Below are 17,937 nucleotides of genomic sequence, written 5' to 3'. Positions count from 1 at the left end.
AACGTCTCGGTCTCCGCGACATTGAAGAACGACTCTACCGAAGGCTCATTCTGCAGGGTCGCTGAGTCCATACCACCTCAGCGTTCACCCTGCTCTTTGGTGTGGTAACCGTTCTATGACACCCTCGCCGGTTTCCAGTAAATCTACTTTGTTAACGGTTTTGTCTATCCGGTCACAACAGTACATATGGAATTCGACTTCGTGCGCTCGGTGGCTCCTCTCGTCGTAATTGTCGCCGTCGCAGCGATTGCGCTCACGACCGTGATGACCTCCTCGACAGTCTTCATGATGGTTCTGCCCTCGATGATTGTCTTCTCGGTCATCGCGTTCTTCTTCGGGATGAAACACGGCGAGTTCCGTGCCAGTCCGTAACAGCCCGATCCGGTAGCCGGAATCCGCCGGGTTGCGGTCCACGCAAGCTCCTAGCGGTGTCGATTCCGATTCGTTTCGATGACCGATTCGGAGTCCGAGCGACGGCTGTTTCAGCGGGACGATGTCGAACCACCAGGAGTCTACCAGAGCCGGTCAACCACTATGTTTCAGTTAGATCCAGTTCTGGTCGTCATGTAGAGCGCCTCTACGTGGAGTAGCCGGCGTACTCCATGAGCTGGTTGAAGATTTCCGTATCCATGACGGACCGATAGACCACGCCGGTGAGCATCCCGCCGGGATAGAACGTGCCGTTCATCACGTGATTGACCTTATGGCAGTGCATCAGGTAGATGCCGGGGTCTGCATCGGCAGTAAATTCGATCGTGTGTCGTTCAGCAGGGGCAACGTTCGTGACGTCCATGTCGTGGCGGGCAGCCTCCGGAATCGTCCCGCCATCCTTTTCAACACGCTGGAAGCGGTGGTTATGGATATGCATCGGGTGCGACATGTACCCACCGTTGACGAGGTGGATACGAACTGAGTCGCCCTCGTCGACGATGATCGGTGACCCTTCTTCGGGGTGCAGCGTTCGGGGTGCGCTCTTCCCGTTGACGGTAAACACGTCTGGATTGCGACTGGCCGAATTGTAGGTGAAGTCCGCCTCTCCGGCCCACTTCCGTGGAACCCGCGAATCCCAGTCCTTGATCGTCATGAAGTATTCGCGGTCCGCCGGTTCGTAGCCTTCGGGATCGACTCGGTAGATCCCGTACATGCCCATGTCGATATGCCGGTGGGTCTGGAAGTGACAATGGTAGAAATGCGTCCCAGGGACGTTCGCGGGAATCTCGTAGGTGTGACTCTCCCCTGGCGGGACCTGAATGCCGGTCGTCGTCGGGACGCCATCGTTCTCCCACGTCTTGCGAACCCCGTGGAAGTGAATCGTGTGGGGACGTCGGCCATCGGTGTTGTCGAGTGTCACTTCCATCGCGTTACCCTCGGTCGTTCTGAGAATTGGGCCGGGGACGCTAGGGTCGTTGTCGTCGGCCTGGAACGCCCAGACGCGTGGGAATTCGACGGACCCACCCATCGTATCGAGCGGGTGGACGGCGTGGCGGGCCTGCTGAGTCCGCATCGTCACTTCGCCGCCCTGCTCGTCGACGTTGACGACTGTTGGAGGGCTGGTGTAGGGGAGATCAGGCGAGTCAGTTTGTGCCTGCGTGGGCGTATCGCTCGTTGCTGCTGGCTCGTTGGCTCCGCCCGCAGAACAGCCTGCTAACGAAGCGATACCGGTCGCGCCAGTTGCCGCGAGAAACTCACGCCGGGACAGTCCGGTTCCGGGTGCGCCGAAACGTGTTGTCATGATACACTCGGCATTTTGGTTGGCCTAAACATAGGGCGACTGCGGTGTTCCAATTCACGGGACAGCGCGTGGATATGTTCGGCACAAGGCGAATGGAGATGGGGGCTTTTCACCTAGACTTGTTCGCTGTCAGGAGTCCGAAATTGGGCCTAGAAAGCGATCAGATTGTTAGAGCCCGCCAGTGGACGACAGATAGACTCCTGCGAACTGCACCGCATTATACGTCCCGTGAATCACAGCCGGCACTGTGAGGTTGTCCGTATACTCGTACGCTGCTCCCAGTACTAAGGCTAGGACGAATGCGATACCGATGTACACCAGTTTGCCTTCCCCTGACAACGAGAAGAGATGGATCGATGCGAACAGAGCGCTTGCGAGGACGATTGCACGGGCCGGATGGAGACTTTCACGGAGGGTGCCCTGAACGAGGCCCCGGAACAACAGCTCTTCTCCCGGGCCGACCAACAGGAATTGGAGGGGGATCAGAAGAAGGAAGACACTCGGATTTTGTCGCCCGACCTCGACGATCTGATTCTGAGCCGAGTTCAGACCGAGGGCTGTGATTACTGAGGACGCCACAAAGAGCAACCCCAGGATCGCTATACTCCCCCCGACAATCACCGCCCCATCACGCTTGTCAGGTAGACGAACTGGAACGAACCCAAATCCGAGATCACGGCCTTTGAGATAGAGGATGGCGATGCCTCCAAACGTCACTCCTTGGAGGAAGAACGTACTCAAAACCAGTCTGAGGGCTGGGCGCGACGCGAGGTTGACTCCGAACAACCCGACGACCGTCGCGACGGCAAGGATGACGATAGCACCCGCGACGTATGATCCATACGTGAGACCAATCGCCGAGGCGACAGACCGGAAACGAGATATCGACGACATTAATCAGATGTGAGCGTAGGGTTCCACCCTACAAGCTGGCTTCGATAGGTCGACTCCGGCGCTATTCATTCCAAGACTTCCCGCGGTAGTGATTTTATTCATGGCTGATGTTCAGGTTCGACGAGGTTCGATCCAGCGAGGACTGTGATCGTCACGAGCACGAACGCGATGAGTGAGAGATTCGGAATCGTGAGACCGAGCACCGGTGCCTGCCACTGGACGACTGCACAGGGACCAGCAAAGGTGCATGAGGCCGTCGTTGCTTGGAGTACGGAGTGATATCCCGCGATTGAAGCGCCCACCACGGATAGTGGCACGACTGTTCGCCAGACTGTGTTGTGACTCTCGAAGGCGCCAACGCTGAGAACGACGACAAGCGGATACATGAGGATACGTTGGTACCAGCAGAGGGTACACGGAACGAGACCGAGGCCGAGACTGAACCAGAGGCTTCCTAGGGTCGCAACCGCCGCGACACCTGCCCCGCCTGCAAGCCAGAATCGTCCGTCGGACAGCCATGACTCAGTTTGATCCAGTTGCATCTTCGATCAACTGTCTTGTTCGTTCTTCGTTCCCGAGTGGATTGACCGTCGTGCCATCGATGAGGAGCGTGGGTGTGGCGTCGACACCGACATCGCTTGCAGCACTGTCAGTCGCCCGCAGCGCGTCGTCGTACTGATTTTCTTGGACCGCCGTGCGGATCGACGCTGTCTCGGAGACGCCTGCGGCCTGAGCAAACTCGACCAATCTCTCGGCGGTCGCCCACTGGTCGCTCTCGGGTGGCTGATTCCGGAACACGTATTCGTGAAACGCCCAGTACGAGGCTGGGTCGATGTTCCAGACGGCTAATCCGGCCTGACCGGCTGTCGGTGCATCGGGGCCCAAAAATGGGTCGCCACCGAAATATGCGAGATTGCGGAACTCGAGCGCGATCGTTCCTGGTTCCACGTAGTCAGTCACGAGTTGTGAGAGCATCCCCGTACTGAACTGGGCGCAGTACGGGCACTTCCAGCTCCCGAAGTATGTCACCGTGACATCGGCATCAGCGGATCCCATCATCGCATACCGGACGTTCCCAGGCGAGTCCGGAATTGGGGCAGTGGTGACGGCACCCGCATCACCTTCAGTATTCGCGCCGTCATCCGGTTCAGTCCTCGTATTGGTAGAGAGAGCGGTGGCGCCGATCACGACACCGGCAGTGGCGGCACCACCACCGGCGAGGAGAAGTTGTCGGCGGGTCAATCCTCCGACAGCAGCTCCGACACCGCCCTCAGAGAGCCGCTCTGAGAACGTGAGTGAATCAACGGCTGTATCGGCCCGTTTGTAGTCCACACGTGAGAGGTCGTCAGGATGCACGGCGAGCCAGTGTCTGTAGAGCTGCTCGTCAGTCTCGTCACCGAGTTGTTCGCCACAATAATGGCAGGCGCTATGAGCGTTCCATGTGTGGTCACGCGCTGCTCCAGCTGTTTCGAATTGATCTGTACAGATCGGGCAGGTATGGGCAGTCATTCGTGATCACTACTCCAGGTGGCAGATTTCATAGGCTCCGTGCTGTTCTCTCGTAGTGAGCTGAATCGTCGGTATCTGTGGCATTGTGTTATACGCAAGGGGTCATCAGCGGCGGAGATATGCGACGAGGAAAGTCGTCAGGAGACAGAGGAGAATGAGAATTGCCACGCCGAGATGGGTCGTCACGATGATTGGTTGGAGATTTTCCGTGACGGTCAATCCTCCGAGGATAACCTGTAACGGAAGGAGGGCGAGAGCGGCCGTGGCCGACCATTTGACAATCGGGGTATTCCGGTGTGTCACCCACGCTCCGATAGTCGTGCCGACGATCAGAACCCCGGCCGTCATCGCCAGTCCACGGTGAGCCCACTCTGCGAAGATTTGGAGTGCAGAGTATGGCGAGTTAGCAATGATCTCGGGTTGAAGGAAGGGAACCCACGTCCCGTAGCAGGTCGGCCAATCGGGACAGGAAAGTCCAGCACCGATTGCACTGGTGTAGGCTCCGAGAAGCATCACGATATACGTCACTAGTAGCGTGAAACCGGCGATATGCCTGTACTCGACCGGAATCCTTGAAATCGTGGTTCGTACGTCGTGCCCGCGGAGTCGGCCTTGAGACATAATATTGGGTAGAGACGCTGACTGGCGGTGTGACGAGTTGATGTCTTGGAGACAAAGTGTTAGGCCGGATTCCCAGCGAGTGGGACACCGCCTGCTATTCATTGAGGAGCCGTCCCACGGTACTGTTAAGAAGACCCACGGTTTGTAGGGAAACCCCCTATACGCCGATAGTATGATGGCTCAAGAACATACCCAGGAACGATCAATAGATGAACGCGACCGCGAGGTGAAGTCTGCTAACGACAATACCTGTCCCGAGTGTCAGGGCCATATTACCCTGAATAGCGACAGCGGTGAGGCGACCTGCGAAAGCTGTGGGTTGGTTTTTGAAGATGATCCAATCGACCACGGCCCGGAGTGGCGTGCGTTCACGTCGGACGAACGCGATGAAAAAAGTCGGGTCGGTGCTCCCACGACGCAGCTGATGCACGATAAGGGCCTGAGTACGACTATCGGCTGGCAGGACAAAGATGCCTACGGACAGGCTGTCTCCGGTCGCAAACGTGCTCAATTACAGCGCCTTCGGACGTGGGACGAGCGGTTCCGGACGAAAGATGCCCACGAGCGGAATCTCAAGCAAGCTCTCGGGGAGATCAGCCGGATGGCGTCCGCTCTGGGACTTCCGGAATCGGTTCGGGAAACTGCAGGCGTCCTGTACCGGCGTGCTGTAGAGCAGAACCTGCTCCCCGGTCGCTCGATCGAGGGTATGTCGACGGCGTCGTTGTATGCGGCTGCTCGACAGCACGGAATGCCACGGCCGCTGACGGAGTTCGCCGATGTCAGCCGTGTCGAGAAAATCCGGATCCAGCGAGCGTACCGATATCTGTCCCGAGAACTTGGGCTGGAGATCGAGCCGGAGGATCCCATGCAATATATTCCCCAATTCGCGTCATCGCTTGACGTGAGCGACGAAGCAGAACGGCGCTCTCGAGAACTACTTGAGGTAGCTACAGATAATGCCGTCCACAGTGGAAAGAGTCCAGCCGGATTGGCGGCTGCCGCTCTGTATGCTGCGACCCACCTCACGAACGAGCAGCTCACACAGGAGACGGTGAGTGAGGTCGCCCACGTGAGTCGAGTCACGATCCGGAATCGATACCAAGAGCTTCTCGAGGTGTACGCGCAGCATGACTGACCGGATAGCCCCTGCCGGGCGAAATCCAGCTGCTGATTGGGTCATGATACGATATTTACTATGAGCGAGTTCTCAGTACAGACCGAGGTCGAAGTATTGGAGCTGCTCGTTGACGAGTCACCGTGCCATGTGATGGATATCACTAACGCCGTCGATGGACACCCGATCACTATCGACCAAGCGTGTGCTCATCTTCACAGTGAGGGCTGTATTGTTCCGCGCGGGAGGGGTCTCTACGAGATTACCGACGCCGGCGAACAACGACTCGAAACTCAGCAGGAATCATAACGTTTCATAACTGTGTCACTATGTTTACCCTCATTGGATGGATCAGCCATCATCACTCCCCAGCCCGGATCCGTAATGAATACGGGGTGCCGATGGAGCCTCTCGTCCATAATCGGACTCCATTTCCCGACGAACACGTATTCTCGAATAATGGGAGATAATTCAGTGTCTTCCGAGGACCCTCCGGAGGTACAGGATGTCCTCGATGCGCTGGATGACCCCGCGTGTCGGGCTATTCTCCAGGAAACTATCGAACCAATGACTGCGAACGAACTCCTCGACGCATGTGACATCCCCAAGTCGACGCTGTATCGAAAATTAGAACTCCTCAGTTCCGCTTCCCTCGTTCGAGAACAGGAGACGATCAACCCCGGAGGTGGACGGGTCACCTACTACGAGCGGTCGTTCGAGGACGTCACGATCTCTATGGATGACACAGGTACGTTTTCAGTGAATGTCGATCGGCCGCCGCAATCTACCGACGAACGGCTTGCAGATATCTGGTCGATGATGGGGGACGAAGTATGAACGGCGTCATCACGGCGATTGCAGTCGTCAAGTTTGTAATCCTGCTTCTCGGTGGCGGGATTACCTACATTGCATTTAAGGCCTATCGACGTACGGGTGCGGACTCGCTACGCGTCCTTGGTGTCGGGTTCGGTATCATCACACTCGGGGCAATCCTGACTGGCGTGGCCAACCAGTTCTTTTCTGTCGGATTGGCCCTCGGCGTGCTCATCAACAGCCTGTTCGTCGCCCTTGGCCTCGCGGTCATCATGTACTCGCTGTATATCCAGAAATGAACCCCGTTCCTGATCTCCGTCGGGGTAACTATCTAATCCTTTTCGGCGTGGTTCTGTTCGTTCTCACGCTTGTTAGCAGTGCAATGCTCGCCCCTGCGATTGGGGCGGCTTCGGAGACAGACCAGACGTCCCGAACCTTGGTCGGGTCTCAGGGGGGTGGCCCAGGCTGGCACGAATACGGTAGCGTCTACCTCCTCAACGGTACGAACACTACCTGGCGTGAATCGAGTGCTGATAGCTATTTTGATGTCACGCAAACAGAGAATGGAACAGTGTTAGCCGGGTTCATGGACAGCGGGTACGCTTCGTGCGGATCGTACGAGTCTCCCTGTACCCGAACGGGATTCCGAGTCATTGACCCCGGGAAAGACCCGCAGGTGCTTTCGGAGTATAGCTTCCCGGTGCGAACGAACAAGAACAGCGAAGTCCACGATGTCGAACGACTCGAATCGGGAGAATACTTGGTCACCGATATGGAGTACGAGCGTATCTTTACTGTCAAGAACGGCGAAGTCACGTGGCAGTGGAATGCGAGTTCGTTCTACGACGCCCCACAAGATCCGACGACGACCGACTGGCTGCACATCAACGACGTGGACGTCATCAGCACCGGACGCTATCTCGTCTCAGTGCGGAACGCCAACCAGCTTCTCGTCATCAAGCGCGGAGAGGGTGTCGTCGACGTCATCAACGAGGACACGACCGATTCAAACGATGCCAACTGTCGTAAATCAGGCCAGTTAGCCGACTATGACAGTGATGGCGATATTCGATGTGGTGACCCCGACGTGCTCAACCACCAGCACAACCCCCAGTGGCTCGGGGACGGTGCCGTCCTCGTCGCTGATAGCGAGAACGACCGGGTCATCGAACTCCATCGAACGGCGGCCGGTGAGTGGGAGCCAGCGTGGGCCGTGGATCAGGCAGAGGGGGTCGCATTTGATTGGCCTCGGGATGCAGATCGCCTCCCAAACGGAAACACGCTCATCACTGACACGCTCAATCGGCGACTCGTAGAGGTCGACGAATCCGGGACTGTCGTCTGGAGCGTTCGAACAAAGCGTATCCCATACGAAGCAGACCGGCTGCCATACGGCGAGCCTGTCGGACCCCCGACCTACACGAGTAACGGCAGCAGCGTCGACAGCCCTGATGCCGGCGTGCCGGGCCTCTCACTACTCCTGGTCGGGCTTCGGGCAGTCGTTCCCTCAACACCGTTCTGGTTCCGGGAACCACAGCTCGGACTGACGCTTGTCTCCGCGCTCCTCATCGTCGTCGGTGGTGTTGAAAATCGTCGACCCTAATCAATCAACGCTGTCGTTCTCAATCACGTCTTTGAAGTATTCCAACTCGATGAGAGTGTGTTCGTAGGCTTCCTGTTCGATGTCCCCGAAGAGGGTCAGCGCCCTTTCAGCAGCTCTCCCCAGTACTGTCGGTGGCACACGGGCCCAGACGCGGTGGGAAAGGCGGGTCGATCCGTCTGTCGGCTCAAGCTGCATTGTTCCGCCCTCTTCGACGGTAAACGCGACCGGGAGTGGCGGCAGTGTGTAGGTACAGGTTCCAATCCAGCTGAATCGTTGCTCTTCGACGACGTCACGGAGATCTGCTTTGATCATTCCTTTGACCGGTCCGACAAACTCCCGCTGATAGAATCGAAGTCCATTCCGAAGTGGCTTCTTCGGGTCCATGACCACCCACGTCCCGTCGTGGTCTGGATTGGAGTGTTCCCAGAGAGTCTCGAACTCTTCTAAATGCGACCAGACGGTCGCCGCCGATGCATCTATTCTGACCGCGGCGGTTGCTTCGATCATGTACTGTCAGTCTGGTACCGGTGAAAATGATACTATATCCGAGTATACTCGGGTACTTCTTAATTCTGGCATACCCACGGAACACTATGCGCTACGTCTCCGGGGTTCTCATCTGGAACGACGGGACACTCCATCCACTTGAGACTGCTATCGAAACCAGTCCTGCCGTGACGATAGAGACGACACATCAAATCAATAGAATCGGTGAGCAGTTCGTCGAGTTGAGTGAGTTTTCGGGTGACATGGCCCGACTCGAACAACTCCTAGGAGCCGAAGACTCCGTTCGCGACTTTGAGATCACGCGAAATACCGGCCTCGCATATATTGAGTATAACCAATCTCCGTCGATGACGCAGTTATTCGCCATTCTCGCTGCCTATTCGCTCATTCTCGTCCCACCGGTCGAATACACCGATGACTACGGAGAGCGTGGTGTTCGCCTCACAGTCGTTGGAACGGAATCCGCAATAACACGGATCACCGCGGACTTGCCCTCCGAGATCGCTCTCTATCCGGAGCGCGTAGGCGAGTACAGCCCCGAGCGTGGCCCACTCGAAGATCTGCTCACCGACCGGCAACGAGAAGTCTTCGAGACCGCCGTACAGCTAGGTTACTACAAGGTGCCGCGAGAAGCGACACATGAAGAAATCGCGGCGGCGGTCGAACGAGCCCCCGCGACAGTCTCGGAGCAGCTCCAGCGGATCGAGGCTAATTTGCTGCCTCGCTATCTCGAAGCGGAGCTTGGAGATGTATGACCCGAGTATACTCGGAGTTGCCGCTACTATCGAACCTCACGGAATCCCAGTATGTTCCGAACTGACTCGTCTGTTCTCGTCGTCGGTGGCTACGGCACTATCGGCCGGACTGTCTGTACCGAGCTCGCCGAACGTACCCGGAGAGAGATTATTGCCGCTGGCCGATCTCCGGAGAAGGCACGCAGCTTCGCAAGTTCGGTCAACGGCGTCGAACCTCGGACCCTTGATGTGAGCGACAGGGCAAGCTACGCGGACGCTCTCGACGACATAGGGACGGTAGTCATGTGTCTCGATCAAGACACGCCGCGGTTCGCTGAAACCTGTCTCGAGCATGGAATCGACTACGTCGACATCTCGCCGACGGATACACTTCTCCAAGAAATCGAATCGTTCGACGACCTTGCTCGCGAACAAAAGGCGACCGCCGTCCTCAGTGTCGGTCTGTCACCCGGAATGACGAACCTCTTTGTTACCGAAGCGGCCGATGAATTCGACAGCGTCGACCGAGCGGATATCACCCTCTTACTAGGTATCGGAGAGGCGTTCGGTCCAGATACGGTCAAATGGACTATCGAGGATGCCCTCGGGTCCTTCTCTGTTCGAAGTGACGGTGAGCCTCTCTCTGTAATTGGTCTCACCGAGCCTCGGGTCGTCAATATTCCCGGGTGGGGGCGACGTAGAGCGTATCGTGCAAACCTCGCTGATCAACACGTCCTCGCCCGAGCAACGAATATCCAGACGATCGAAAGCAGACTGTGTTACGATTCTCGTATCGTCACCCGCTACCTCGCGATGTTACGCCGAACCGGAGTGTACCAGCCGGTCGTCTCGTTGCTCGGAGTCGATAGAATCGTCAGGTTGGCCGACGCCGTCCCATTCGGCTCCAACGAGTCGGTTATCAAAGTGGAGATTCTCGGCCGACTCGACGGCCGAGCAAAGCGAATTGAGCGATGGGTCCGTGGGCCCGACCAAGCCCGAGCCACTGCCATCGTGACTGCACGTGTCACGGAGGCCTTGGGACCGTCATATCCTACGGGCGTCCACCACATTCAGGAGCTGTTCAGTAGCACACCACTGTCCGACGCCCTGATTGAGGCCGGGTATACCGTGGGACGGTCAGAACAATGTGGAGACATTGCTTGAGCGGAGATAGTCACAGGCAGACTCCACTGTGCTGTCACTGTTGCTGTCGGCGAACAGCGTCACTTTAGTGTTCCTCCTGTAGCCAGTCTAGTGCGCTCTCGCGGTCGGCCGTGGGGAAGTAGCGCATCTCGTCCGGCGCGACCGGCCAGATTGGTCGGATAACACGCCACCAGTCGAAGAGGAGTTTCGCCCACCTCGAATCGCCGACTGCTGCGTATCGGTCGATATCGAAGTCAGGGCCGTACCGGAGATCGGGAACCACCCCGTGGAGGTGTGTGAGAAACGTCCCGAACGTCCAGTTCGGAACTTCCTCGTATACGTGGATGTGCCCGTACTGGTCGCTCTTTTCGACGAGGAGCGAGTACAGCTCTTGATAGCCTGTTCGCGTGCCCTTCCCGACGCGAATCGCGATGAGGTTCTCGTTCGTCTCGTCCAACACCTCGAACATTCGATCAGGTGCTGTGTGGGACATCGTTAGTGGGAGTGATTCGTCGTACCGACAGGGTCACTATCGGGGTCGGTACGCCCGACGAGCTCGACGGTTGCGTGGTCAATTCCTCGATCCGTGAGATAGCCGTGAACCCGTGACTGGATTCTCCGTTGCTCCTCAAGTGTGGTCGCCGTATCTGTCAGTCGGACGGTTGCGACGGTGAGTTGACTACACACCTGCCAGACGTGGAGATCCTCAATCTGGTCCACGCCATCGAGTGTCGTCAATTCATCCCGGAGTTCTTCGGACGACACCGGACTCCGTTCCAGCAGGATCGAGGTGCTTTCCCGGAGGACGTTCCCGGCCGACGCGAGCACCAGCAACCCGATGAGTACGGCCGCCACAGGGTCTGCAATGGGGAGATCGAACACTGCGACAGCGGCGGTCGAGACGATTACCGCAACAGAGCCACCGGCGTCACCGAGCAGGTGGTAGAACGCCCCGCGCTCGTTGAGACTCATCTCGTCACCCTGTAACACGTACACGGAGCCGATGTTTACCAGCAGGCCACCCGTAGCGATGATCAGCGTCAACTCTGGATTGATCGCCACTGGCTCGAGGAACCGCTGGTAGGACTCCCAGACGATGTATCCGACCATTGGAAGGAGCAAGACGCCGTTCAGGAAGGCCGCAACCGGCTCCAGTCGATGGAGACCGTACGACCACGACTCGCCGCCTTCGAACCGTTCGGCGGTGTAGCTCGCCCCGAACGCCATCGCGTACGCGAGCATATCGAACAGCATGTGGAGGGCGTCGCTGATGAGAGCGACCGACCCGAACAGGAGTCCACCAGCCAGTTCGACGACGAATCCGAGGAAGTTGACGACCGCGACGAGCGCAAGCCGGCGCGTACTGCCACTTGATTTAGACGGGAGGTTATGCTCTGCGGTCTCCTCATCGGTATGCTCGTGAAAAGTCATGAGTTCACATTAGAGGGGGTTCTATTTCGAATCTGAGGATTCCGGGTGTTCCTGGGTAGATTCCTGGGCCCCGTTTTCGCTCGTCACCATCGAATCCTGCGCCGTTGATTCAGTGCTATCCGAAGAGGTAATCTCCCCATCGGCTCCCTCCGTTTCTGGTTTGGACCGCTCCGATTCCTCGGTGAGCGATGTATCCTGTGCAGAGGAGCCACCGAAATCGAGCGGACGAAGCCAGATGAACCAAACGACAAATATGGTTGTGCCATAGCCGACGATCCACACGAGATCAGCTACGGCAGAGAGGTTCGCCTGTTCGAGGGTGTATACCAGTAAACCGGGGCCGATGAGCCCAACGAGCACAACGAGCACAACGAGGACGGCAAATTGCGGAGACGAGAGTCCGAACGGGTATTTTTGCTGATCTGCCTCCGTATGGGATGTTGCATTCCCCTCGTTCTCTGCACCCATGTTACCCCTCCGAAGCGTTGGTTTCGGTGTCTGTATCCGGCGTGATTCGAGAGAGTCGCATCGCGTTCCCGGTGACGGCCGTCGTCATTCCAGCGTCGCCGGCGAGGACGGCGAGCCAGATCGGGACGTATCCGAATGGAACTGCGACTGCCAGCCCGGCTTTGACAGCGAGACTCGACCAGATGTTCTGTCGGATGACCCCGTTCGCATCGTTGGCGAGTTCGTAGAGGTACGGGAGCTTTGCGAGGTCGTCACCCATCAAGGCAATGTCGGCGGTCTCCAATGCGGTATCAGTCCCGGCAGCCCCCATCGCCACGCCGACTGTGGCGGTGGCGAGCGCCGGTGCGTCATTGATCCCGTCTCCGACCATCGCAACGCCGTCGTACTCCTCGACGAGCTCCTCGATCGCCGTCACCTTGTCCTCGGGGAGTAATTCGGCCTGGTACTCGTCGACGCCGACCTGCTCGGCGATCGCGCGGGCAGTCCGCTCGTTGTCCCCCGTCAGCATTACTGTTCGCGAGACGCCGAGTTGCTTGAGTCGCGTGACCGTTCGCTTTGCCTCCGGGCGGATCTCGTCGGCGACCGCGATGACGCCCTCGAGCTCGTCTTCGGTCCCAACGAGGACGACAGTCTTCCCTTCAGCCTGGAGTTCGGGGACGGTCTCTTCGAGGAGATCGAGACAGTTGTTCCGGTCACACATCTGCCGGGCTGTCTGTGTCACGACGCCACCGTCGGTCGTCGCGTGAACGTGCGAAAGGTCGAACTCTAACTCCTCAAACAGGCCCGGTTTGCCTGCGAAGTGAGGAGTCCCGTCGAGATCGGCACGAACACCCTTTCCGGTGATGCTCTCGAAGTCATCGACCTCGCGCTCGGCGACCCCTGCGCTGCCGGCTTCGGCGACGATTGCCTCGCCGATGGGGTGTTCACTCCGTTGCTCGAGCCCGCGTGCACACCGGAGCACGTCCTCCTCCGAGTTCCCGTTCAAGGGAACGACGTCGGTGACGGTGAGTTCACCTTTGGTGAGGGTTCCCGTCTTGTCGAACGCGACGACGTCGACGGCTCCCATCGCTTCGAGGTGATTGCCGCCCTTGATCAGGACGCCGTTCTTCGCGGCGCTCGTAATTCCCGACACCACCGAGACGGGCGTCGAGATGACGAACGCACAGGGACAGGCCAACACCAGCAGCGTCAGTCCGTAGACGACGGCCGTGGACCAGGTTGTGCCGAGGATGTACGGGCTTGCTACCGTCGTCAGGATGGCGAAGGCGACGACTACTGGCGTGTAGTACGTCGAGAAGCGCTCGACGAACTGCTCGCGCTCTGTCTTGTTCGACTGTGCATCTTCGACCATCTCCACGATGCGGGAGAGCGTGTTATTACCGGCCTCGGAGGTGACCTCCACCTCGAGATACCCCTCCTCGTTGATGGTGCCGGCGTACACCTCGTCGCCCGTCGTCTTGTCGACAGGGACGCTTTCACCCGTGATCGGTGCCTGGTTGACGGCGCTTTCACCGTCGACGACGCTTCCGTCCATCGGGATTTTCTCCCCTGGCTTGACGACGACGATGTCACCAACGGCGACCTCGTCGACGGGAATCGTCTCCGTGCTCCCGTTCCGCTTGACGGTCGCTTCATCCGGTGAGAGATCCATTAGCTCGCGGAGGGAGTTTCGGGCACGGTCCATCGAGTACCGCTCCAGCAATTCCGCGATGCTGAACAGGAACGCAAGGGTGGCGGCCTCGAAGTAGAGTGCCTCACCGAAGACAAGACTCGCAACGAGTGCGCCGAGGATAGCCACCGACATCAGGAAGTCGATATCGAGGTTCAGATTTCGCGCCGAGTAGTAGCCGTTGCGAAGGATCTCTTGGCCGCCGGTAGCCACTGCAATCAGAAACAGTACGTCGGCGACCAGCAGCTCAGTACCGAGAAGGCCTGCGATCTGTATATTCTGTCCGGTCAGGAAGAACTCGAAGAGTAAGCCGAGGGCGACGAATCCACCGCTCACCCACGTCTTGAGTGCGCGCGAACTCGTCCAGATACTCTCGCGCCCTCCGCCCGCGTCCTGACGCCCCGATTCGTCGCCTGTCGTGTCCGTGACCTCGTACCCAGCGCTTTCGATCGCGTCGATGACGTCAGCTTCCCCAGCCCTCGACGAATCGTACGTGACAACGACGGTTCCGGTCGTCGGCTGCGTCTCATAAGTGGTCACCCCACCGACTCTGTCGAGAGCGTTTTCGATTTTGCCCGCACACGACGGACAATCCATCTCCGGAACCGTGAATTTCGAGGTGACCTCGCCGGTGTTCTCCACGGTGTATCCGGCCTTTTCAACCCGATCTTCGATCGCGGTGGCACTCGTTTGCTCGCCGTCGTACGAGACGGTCAACGTCCCTGTTGTCACTTGCGGGTCGACGCTCCGGATTCCGTCCAGTTTTTCGACGCTGTTTTCGACCTTTCCTGCACAGGACGGGCAATCCATCTCCGGGACGGAGAATTGTGCAACGTCTCCCTGGTCTATCGATGGGGTAACGTCATCACCATCTTGTCCTGTGTGCTGGATGTGCTCGTGATCCTCGTGATCGTGGTCATGTGTATGACCCTGCTCGCGAGAATCCTCTCCGTGGTCGTGGGTGTGATCCGGTGGTTCACCACTTCCGTCGTGGGATTCCTCGTTAGATGAGGTCATTACGTACTGCTAGCTACTACAGACTTATTAAATCGGCTGCTACTAAAAGCCCTTATTATGGCAGGCTCTAATAAAATATCTAGTCTGAGTTATTAACTCAACCGTCAATTCGTCCCATTCCCCGGACCTAAGTCCGGATTGCTCGATACTCGCCGTGTTTGATCCCGAGGAGGAGCTTACGGACTCCAAAGACGATGAGACCGGCGCTGACCACATCACCACTGGTACTCATCGTACCCATTATCGTCCCCTGGTATCGAATTCTACTGTCGTACGGTCGCTCAATCAGATGTTGTTTCCGACGTCTCCGTTGTCGATACCGTGGCGCGGGTCCTCCTCCGAACGAAGCCTACCCAGACAAGTGCACCAACGAGACACAGGATGCCAGCGATCGCAATCGATTGACCGCGGATTGTCGTCCCGTTCTGGTTCTGTGTGATCAGCAAGATACCGAGACCGACAAGGATGAGTCCTTGAACACCTGCTGCTTTCGCTGGTTCAGCGATATACTCCGCCTCTGTGAGAATGCCAGCAACAGATCCGACGAACAACAGCAGTCCCGCAACAGAGACAGGCCGAAGCCCGAGGACGACACCGACCTCCGAGAGAGCAAATCCAATAGCGACAAAGAGTGGCCATGGACTCGCTCCTGTGAAGGTTGAGTCCGAGTCTGATGAATCGCTCATCATCCTGATTTGAGGATCGAGATATAATAAATCGGCTGCTATCACTCCCCGAATTTTTAATAGAATATACCAGAATTCCAGCGGTCAGTTAGTACTCCCGTGGTATGGGGAACACTCTCCTGAGCAGAGGGGCTCTTCAAATATTGAACCAGAACCGTTTCAACGCTGACTGGCCTACGGCCGAGTAACAGCTATCGAGCCTATGTCATACGAAGGCACTATGATTCCACGGAGTGGCTCACCTGCGGGTAGGTGTGATTACTGTGGGCATCCATTTCCCACGACCGACCGTCTCGTTCTCCACAAAGGCTTAGAACATCCTCAGCGACTTGATGACGACGAGGAGGACGCATTCCTCTCTGCTCGAGCGGACGAAGAAGACGAGTTACGCACACTCCGTCTGAAAGCGCTTGGAGCGCTCGTGCTCCTGTACTTCGGTTTCTTGATGCTATATGCTATCGTCGCGTGACTCAGATACGAACACCGGGGCAAGCGAAGAGGAACACATAAAGTCAGGTCCAGGGTCGAGGCTTCGTCATTGGGTCGTCTCGAACACGAAGCTCAGACTCTTCGTGCAGTTTGTAACCTGGGTCTCGATACTGACGCTGTTTACCGAAACAGTCGCTGCCGGGAACGGAATGACGCTCTCGAAGCAGCCACGAGATACCCTAGCCATTCCCCGATGGCTGTACCTTGCCACCGGAGGTGCCACAATCGGAGCCTCCGCCCTGCTTGCGAGTTTCGTCACTGATCGGGCGTTTATCCGTTATCTCCACAGCTGGTCGGTTCCTGGCCCAACAATTGACGACTGGCGAACACCCGTTGTGTGGATCGGACGTGGACTCGGGATCGTCGTCCTCGGACTGGCAGTGTACCTCGGAGTGACGGGCCCACAACTCCCGACAGCGAGCTTCACCATCCTCGTCACGTTCGTCGTCGTTCGTGCAGGCTTGCCGATGCTCACGTATCTCGGAGGCAATCTTTGGCCAGTGCTGAACCCCTGGCGAGGAATCGTCTCGCTCCTTCCAACTGGATTCCGGACGTATCCAGAAGGATTAGCCCGATGGCCAGCTGTTGGTGGCCTATTACTTCTCGTGTGGGTTGAGGTGATTTTCCCTGTCAGCACGATCCCGTCAGTTCTTTCGATTGCGATCCTCGGCTACAGTGTCGTCACAATCGCAGGCGCAGTACTCGTCGGTCCCAACGCATGGTTCAAGAACGCAGATCCGTTATCTGTCCTGTTCCGATTCTTTGGGGCTGTCGCCCCTGTAAAACGGCGGGATGGGAAGCTCGCCGTAAAACTGCCCGGTAGCGACCTGACTGATTCAGACTTCATCACGGACACCTCCGATGTCGCGTTCGTCATTGCGCTAATCTGGGAGCTCACGTACAGCGGCTTCATCACGACGCAGACGGGCGCAGCAACTATCGAGACACTCGTCAGCCTCTCAAATATCGGAGTGGGAGCCGTACAAATTCGTGCGATCCTCATCTATACGCTCCTTTTCGTCAGTGGTTACGTCGTGTTCTTCGGCGCGTATTGGTATGCGGGCGTAGTCTCTCGGCGACGGACTGGAACATACATCACAGCGAAACGTATCGCCTTTCGGTTTGCACCCTCGCTATTGGCCATCGCAGCGGGATATCACCTCGCTCACTACACCGGACTGGCCGTATCCCTCAGTCCGGCCCTAGGGATGGCGATTGTCTCCCCACTGTCGCCCCCAGCGAACCCTCTGACATTGTCTCCACCTGGATGGTTCGAGGGCTTGAGTATCGCCTACGTGCTCGTCGGGCATCTCCTCGCTATCTGGGCAGCGCACGCGACCGCCTACGAACTCTTCTCGAGTCGTCTCGTCGCAATCCGGAGCCAGTACCCGTTCATTGTTGTGATGATCGGTTACACCGTCATTAGCCTCTGGATTCTCTCACTTCCCGGAGCGACGCCCCCTTATCTACCCTGATTCTGGTGGATTCGAGAGGTCAACGGATCGCT

21 protein-coding genes are annotated in these 17,937 nt (G+C 57.6%); 9 read left to right on the top strand and 12 right to left on the bottom strand.

Going from position 1 to position 17,937, the window contains the following annotated elements:
* Positions 1-186 precede the first annotated feature (186 nt).
* Positions 187-372 (top strand): DUF7333 family protein, encoded by a 186-nt coding sequence (locus tag NDI54_RS19190; RefSeq protein ID WP_092635601.1) that lies wholly within the window; start codon positions 187-189, stop codon positions 370-372.
* Between the two features lie 205 nt (positions 373-577).
* Here the strand turns inward: NDI54_RS19190 and NDI54_RS19185 are convergent, their stop codons facing one another.
* The 5 genes from NDI54_RS19185 to NDI54_RS19165 form a co-directional block, all read right to left on the bottom strand.
* Entirely contained in the window at positions 578-1,732 is a 1,155-nt protein-coding gene (locus tag NDI54_RS19185; RefSeq protein WP_227262395.1) for a multicopper oxidase domain-containing protein, read from the bottom strand.
* A gap of 168 nt (positions 1,733-1,900) precedes the next feature.
* Positions 1,901-2,626, bottom strand: a complete 726-nt coding sequence (locus NDI54_RS19180; protein ID WP_310897980.1) for a CPBP family intramembrane glutamic endopeptidase — start codon at positions 2,624-2,626, stop codon at positions 1,901-1,903.
* Positions 2,627-2,724: 98 nt separating this feature from the next.
* Complete coding sequence (locus NDI54_RS19175; RefSeq protein ID WP_310897979.1) at positions 2,725-3,168, bottom strand: disulfide bond formation protein B; 444 nt, start codon at positions 3,166-3,168, stop codon at positions 2,725-2,727.
* Positions 3,149-3,958 (bottom strand): DsbA family protein, encoded by an 810-nt coding sequence (locus NDI54_RS19170; RefSeq protein WP_310897978.1) that lies wholly within the window; start codon positions 3,956-3,958, stop codon positions 3,149-3,151. Before NDI54_RS19170 ends, NDI54_RS19175 begins: the two co-directional genes overlap by 20 nt.
* A 282-nt stretch (positions 3,959-4,240) precedes the next feature.
* The gene (locus NDI54_RS19165) at positions 4,241-4,756 is read right to left on the bottom strand and encodes a COX15/CtaA family protein (protein WP_310897977.1); all 516 of its coding nucleotides are present in this window, start codon (positions 4,754-4,756) and stop codon (positions 4,241-4,243) included.
* Between the two features lie 172 nt (positions 4,757-4,928).
* On the opposite strand from NDI54_RS19165, the gene NDI54_RS19160 reads away from it, so the two are divergent.
* The 4 genes from NDI54_RS19160 to NDI54_RS19145 all read left to right on the top strand — a co-directional run bounded on the left by NDI54_RS19160 (position 4,929) and on the right by NDI54_RS19145 (position 8,286).
* Positions 4,929-5,891 (top strand): transcription initiation factor IIB, encoded by a 963-nt coding sequence (locus tag NDI54_RS19160; RefSeq protein WP_142980623.1) that lies wholly within the window; start codon positions 4,929-4,931, stop codon positions 5,889-5,891.
* Positions 5,892-6,329: 438 nt separating this feature from the next.
* Complete coding sequence (locus NDI54_RS19155) at positions 6,330-6,707, top strand: helix-turn-helix domain-containing protein (RefSeq protein WP_310897976.1); 378 nt, start codon at positions 6,330-6,332, stop codon at positions 6,705-6,707.
* Positions 6,704-6,982, top strand: a complete 279-nt coding sequence (locus tag NDI54_RS19150; protein WP_004594563.1) for a DUF7521 family protein — start codon at positions 6,704-6,706, stop codon at positions 6,980-6,982. The genes NDI54_RS19155 and NDI54_RS19150 overlap by 4 nt, the downstream gene beginning before the upstream one ends.
* Positions 6,979-8,286: an arylsulfotransferase family protein gene (locus tag NDI54_RS19145; RefSeq protein ID WP_310917042.1), complete on the top strand. Its 1,308-nt coding sequence runs from the start codon at positions 6,979-6,981 to the stop codon at positions 8,284-8,286. The genes NDI54_RS19150 and NDI54_RS19145 overlap by 4 nt, the downstream gene beginning before the upstream one ends.
* Here the strand turns inward: NDI54_RS19145 and NDI54_RS19140 are convergent, their stop codons facing one another.
* Positions 8,287-8,793, bottom strand: coding sequence for an SRPBCC family protein (locus tag NDI54_RS19140; protein ID WP_310897974.1), 507 nt, complete (start codon positions 8,791-8,793; stop codon positions 8,287-8,289).
* Positions 8,794-8,879: 86 nt separating this feature from the next.
* Between NDI54_RS19140 and NDI54_RS19135 the strand changes: the two genes are divergently transcribed.
* Both NDI54_RS19135 and NDI54_RS19130 read left to right on the top strand, forming a co-directional pair.
* Positions 8,880-9,548, top strand: coding sequence for a helix-turn-helix domain-containing protein (locus NDI54_RS19135; RefSeq protein WP_310897973.1), 669 nt, complete (start codon positions 8,880-8,882; stop codon positions 9,546-9,548).
* A 51-nt stretch (positions 9,549-9,599) separates the two neighbouring features.
* Complete coding sequence (locus NDI54_RS19130) at positions 9,600-10,691, top strand: saccharopine dehydrogenase family protein (protein ID WP_310897972.1); 1,092 nt, start codon at positions 9,600-9,602, stop codon at positions 10,689-10,691.
* A gap of 64 nt (positions 10,692-10,755) precedes the next feature.
* On the opposite strand, the gene NDI54_RS19125 is transcribed toward NDI54_RS19130, so the two are convergent.
* The 6 genes from NDI54_RS19125 to NDI54_RS19105 all read right to left on the bottom strand — a co-directional run bounded on the left by NDI54_RS19125 (position 10,756) and on the right by NDI54_RS19105 (position 15,944).
* Positions 10,756-11,139 carry a SpoIIAA family protein gene (locus tag NDI54_RS19125; RefSeq protein WP_142980840.1) on the bottom strand — a complete coding sequence of 128 codons (384 nt, stop codon included), beginning with the start codon at positions 11,137-11,139 and terminating at the stop codon, positions 10,756-10,758.
* 26 nt (positions 11,140-11,165) lie between these two features.
* Complete coding sequence (locus NDI54_RS19120; protein WP_142980828.1) at positions 11,166-12,101, bottom strand: cation diffusion facilitator family transporter; 936 nt, start codon at positions 12,099-12,101, stop codon at positions 11,166-11,168.
* Between the two features lie 21 nt (positions 12,102-12,122).
* Complete coding sequence (locus NDI54_RS19115) at positions 12,123-12,569, bottom strand: hypothetical protein (protein WP_142980827.1); 447 nt, start codon at positions 12,567-12,569, stop codon at positions 12,123-12,125.
* 1 nt (position 12,570) lies between these two features.
* Positions 12,571-15,255 carry a heavy metal translocating P-type ATPase gene (locus NDI54_RS19110; protein ID WP_310897971.1) on the bottom strand — a complete coding sequence of 895 codons (2,685 nt, stop codon included), beginning with the start codon at positions 15,253-15,255 and terminating at the stop codon, positions 12,571-12,573.
* Positions 15,256-15,382: 127 nt separating this feature from the next.
* Positions 15,383-15,496: a DUF7333 family protein gene (locus NDI54_RS21550; protein ID WP_449271764.1), complete on the bottom strand. Its 114-nt coding sequence runs from the start codon at positions 15,494-15,496 to the stop codon at positions 15,383-15,385.
* Between the two features lie 40 nt (positions 15,497-15,536).
* Positions 15,537-15,944 carry a DUF7541 family protein gene (locus NDI54_RS19105; protein WP_406600207.1) on the bottom strand — a complete coding sequence of 136 codons (408 nt, stop codon included), beginning with the start codon at positions 15,942-15,944 and terminating at the stop codon, positions 15,537-15,539.
* Positions 15,945-16,143: 199 nt separating this feature from the next.
* On the opposite strand from NDI54_RS19105, the gene NDI54_RS21480 reads away from it, so the two are divergent.
* Both NDI54_RS21480 and NDI54_RS19100 read left to right on the top strand, forming a co-directional pair.
* A complete protein-coding gene (locus NDI54_RS21480) occupies positions 16,144-16,410 on the top strand; it encodes a DNA-binding protein (RefSeq protein WP_142980824.1) in 267 nt (88 codons plus the stop codon).
* Complete coding sequence (locus NDI54_RS19100) at positions 16,394-17,905, top strand: hypothetical protein (RefSeq protein ID WP_310897970.1); 1,512 nt, start codon at positions 16,394-16,396, stop codon at positions 17,903-17,905. Before NDI54_RS21480 ends, NDI54_RS19100 begins: the two co-directional genes overlap by 17 nt.
* Positions 17,906-17,937: the final 32 nt, after the last annotated feature.

Source organism: Haloarcula terrestris (assembly GCF_031624315.1).
GTDB classification, from domain to species: Archaea; Halobacteriota; Halobacteria; order Halobacteriales; family Haloarculaceae; genus Haloarcula; species Haloarcula terrestris.
Note: the sequence above shows the minus strand (reverse complement) of the source record. Positions and strands in the feature narration are given on the sequence as shown.

Coding starts and splice junctions, on each gene's coding strand:
- NDI54_RS19100 (WP_310897970.1), top strand. CDS start 16,394: ATGCTATCGTCGCGTGACTCAGATACGAACACCGGGGCAAGCGAAGAG.
- NDI54_RS19110 (WP_310897971.1), bottom strand. CDS start 15,255: ATGACCTCATCTAACGAGGAATCCCACGACGGAAGTGGTGAACCACCG.
- NDI54_RS19140 (WP_310897974.1), bottom strand. CDS start 8,793: ATGATCGAAGCAACCGCCGCGGTCAGAATAGATGCATCGGCGGCGACC.
- NDI54_RS19155 (WP_310897976.1), top strand. CDS start 6,330: ATGGGAGATAATTCAGTGTCTTCCGAGGACCCTCCGGAGGTACAGGAT.
- NDI54_RS19135 (WP_310897973.1), top strand. CDS start 8,880: ATGCGCTACGTCTCCGGGGTTCTCATCTGGAACGACGGGACACTCCAT.
- NDI54_RS19190 (WP_092635601.1), top strand. CDS start 187: ATGGAATTCGACTTCGTGCGCTCGGTGGCTCCTCTCGTCGTAATTGTC.
- NDI54_RS19150 (WP_004594563.1), top strand. CDS start 6,704: ATGAACGGCGTCATCACGGCGATTGCAGTCGTCAAGTTTGTAATCCTG.
- NDI54_RS19105 (WP_406600207.1), bottom strand. CDS start 15,944: ATGATGAGCGATTCATCAGACTCGGACTCAACCTTCACAGGAGCGAGT.
- NDI54_RS21550 (WP_449271764.1), bottom strand. CDS start 15,496: ATGGGTACGATGAGTACCAGTGGTGATGTGGTCAGCGCCGGTCTCATC.
- NDI54_RS19160 (WP_142980623.1), top strand. CDS start 4,929: ATGATGGCTCAAGAACATACCCAGGAACGATCAATAGATGAACGCGAC.
- NDI54_RS19185 (WP_227262395.1), bottom strand. CDS start 1,732: ATGACAACACGTTTCGGCGCACCCGGAACCGGACTGTCCCGGCGTGAG.
- NDI54_RS19145 (WP_310917042.1), top strand. CDS start 6,979: ATGAACCCCGTTCCTGATCTCCGTCGGGGTAACTATCTAATCCTTTTC.
- NDI54_RS19115 (WP_142980827.1), bottom strand. CDS start 12,569: ATGGGTGCAGAGAACGAGGGGAATGCAACATCCCATACGGAGGCAGAT.
- NDI54_RS19175 (WP_310897979.1), bottom strand. CDS start 3,168: ATGCAACTGGATCAAACTGAGTCATGGCTGTCCGACGGACGATTCTGG.
- NDI54_RS21480 (WP_142980824.1), top strand. CDS start 16,144: ATGTCATACGAAGGCACTATGATTCCACGGAGTGGCTCACCTGCGGGT.
- NDI54_RS19180 (WP_310897980.1), bottom strand. CDS start 2,626: ATGTCGTCGATATCTCGTTTCCGGTCTGTCGCCTCGGCGATTGGTCTC.
- NDI54_RS19125 (WP_142980840.1), bottom strand. CDS start 11,139: ATGTTCGAGGTGTTGGACGAGACGAACGAGAACCTCATCGCGATTCGC.
- NDI54_RS19130 (WP_310897972.1), top strand. CDS start 9,600: ATGTTCCGAACTGACTCGTCTGTTCTCGTCGTCGGTGGCTACGGCACT.
- NDI54_RS19120 (WP_142980828.1), bottom strand. CDS start 12,101: ATGACTTTTCACGAGCATACCGATGAGGAGACCGCAGAGCATAACCTC.
- NDI54_RS19165 (WP_310897977.1), bottom strand. CDS start 4,756: ATGTCTCAAGGCCGACTCCGCGGGCACGACGTACGAACCACGATTTCA.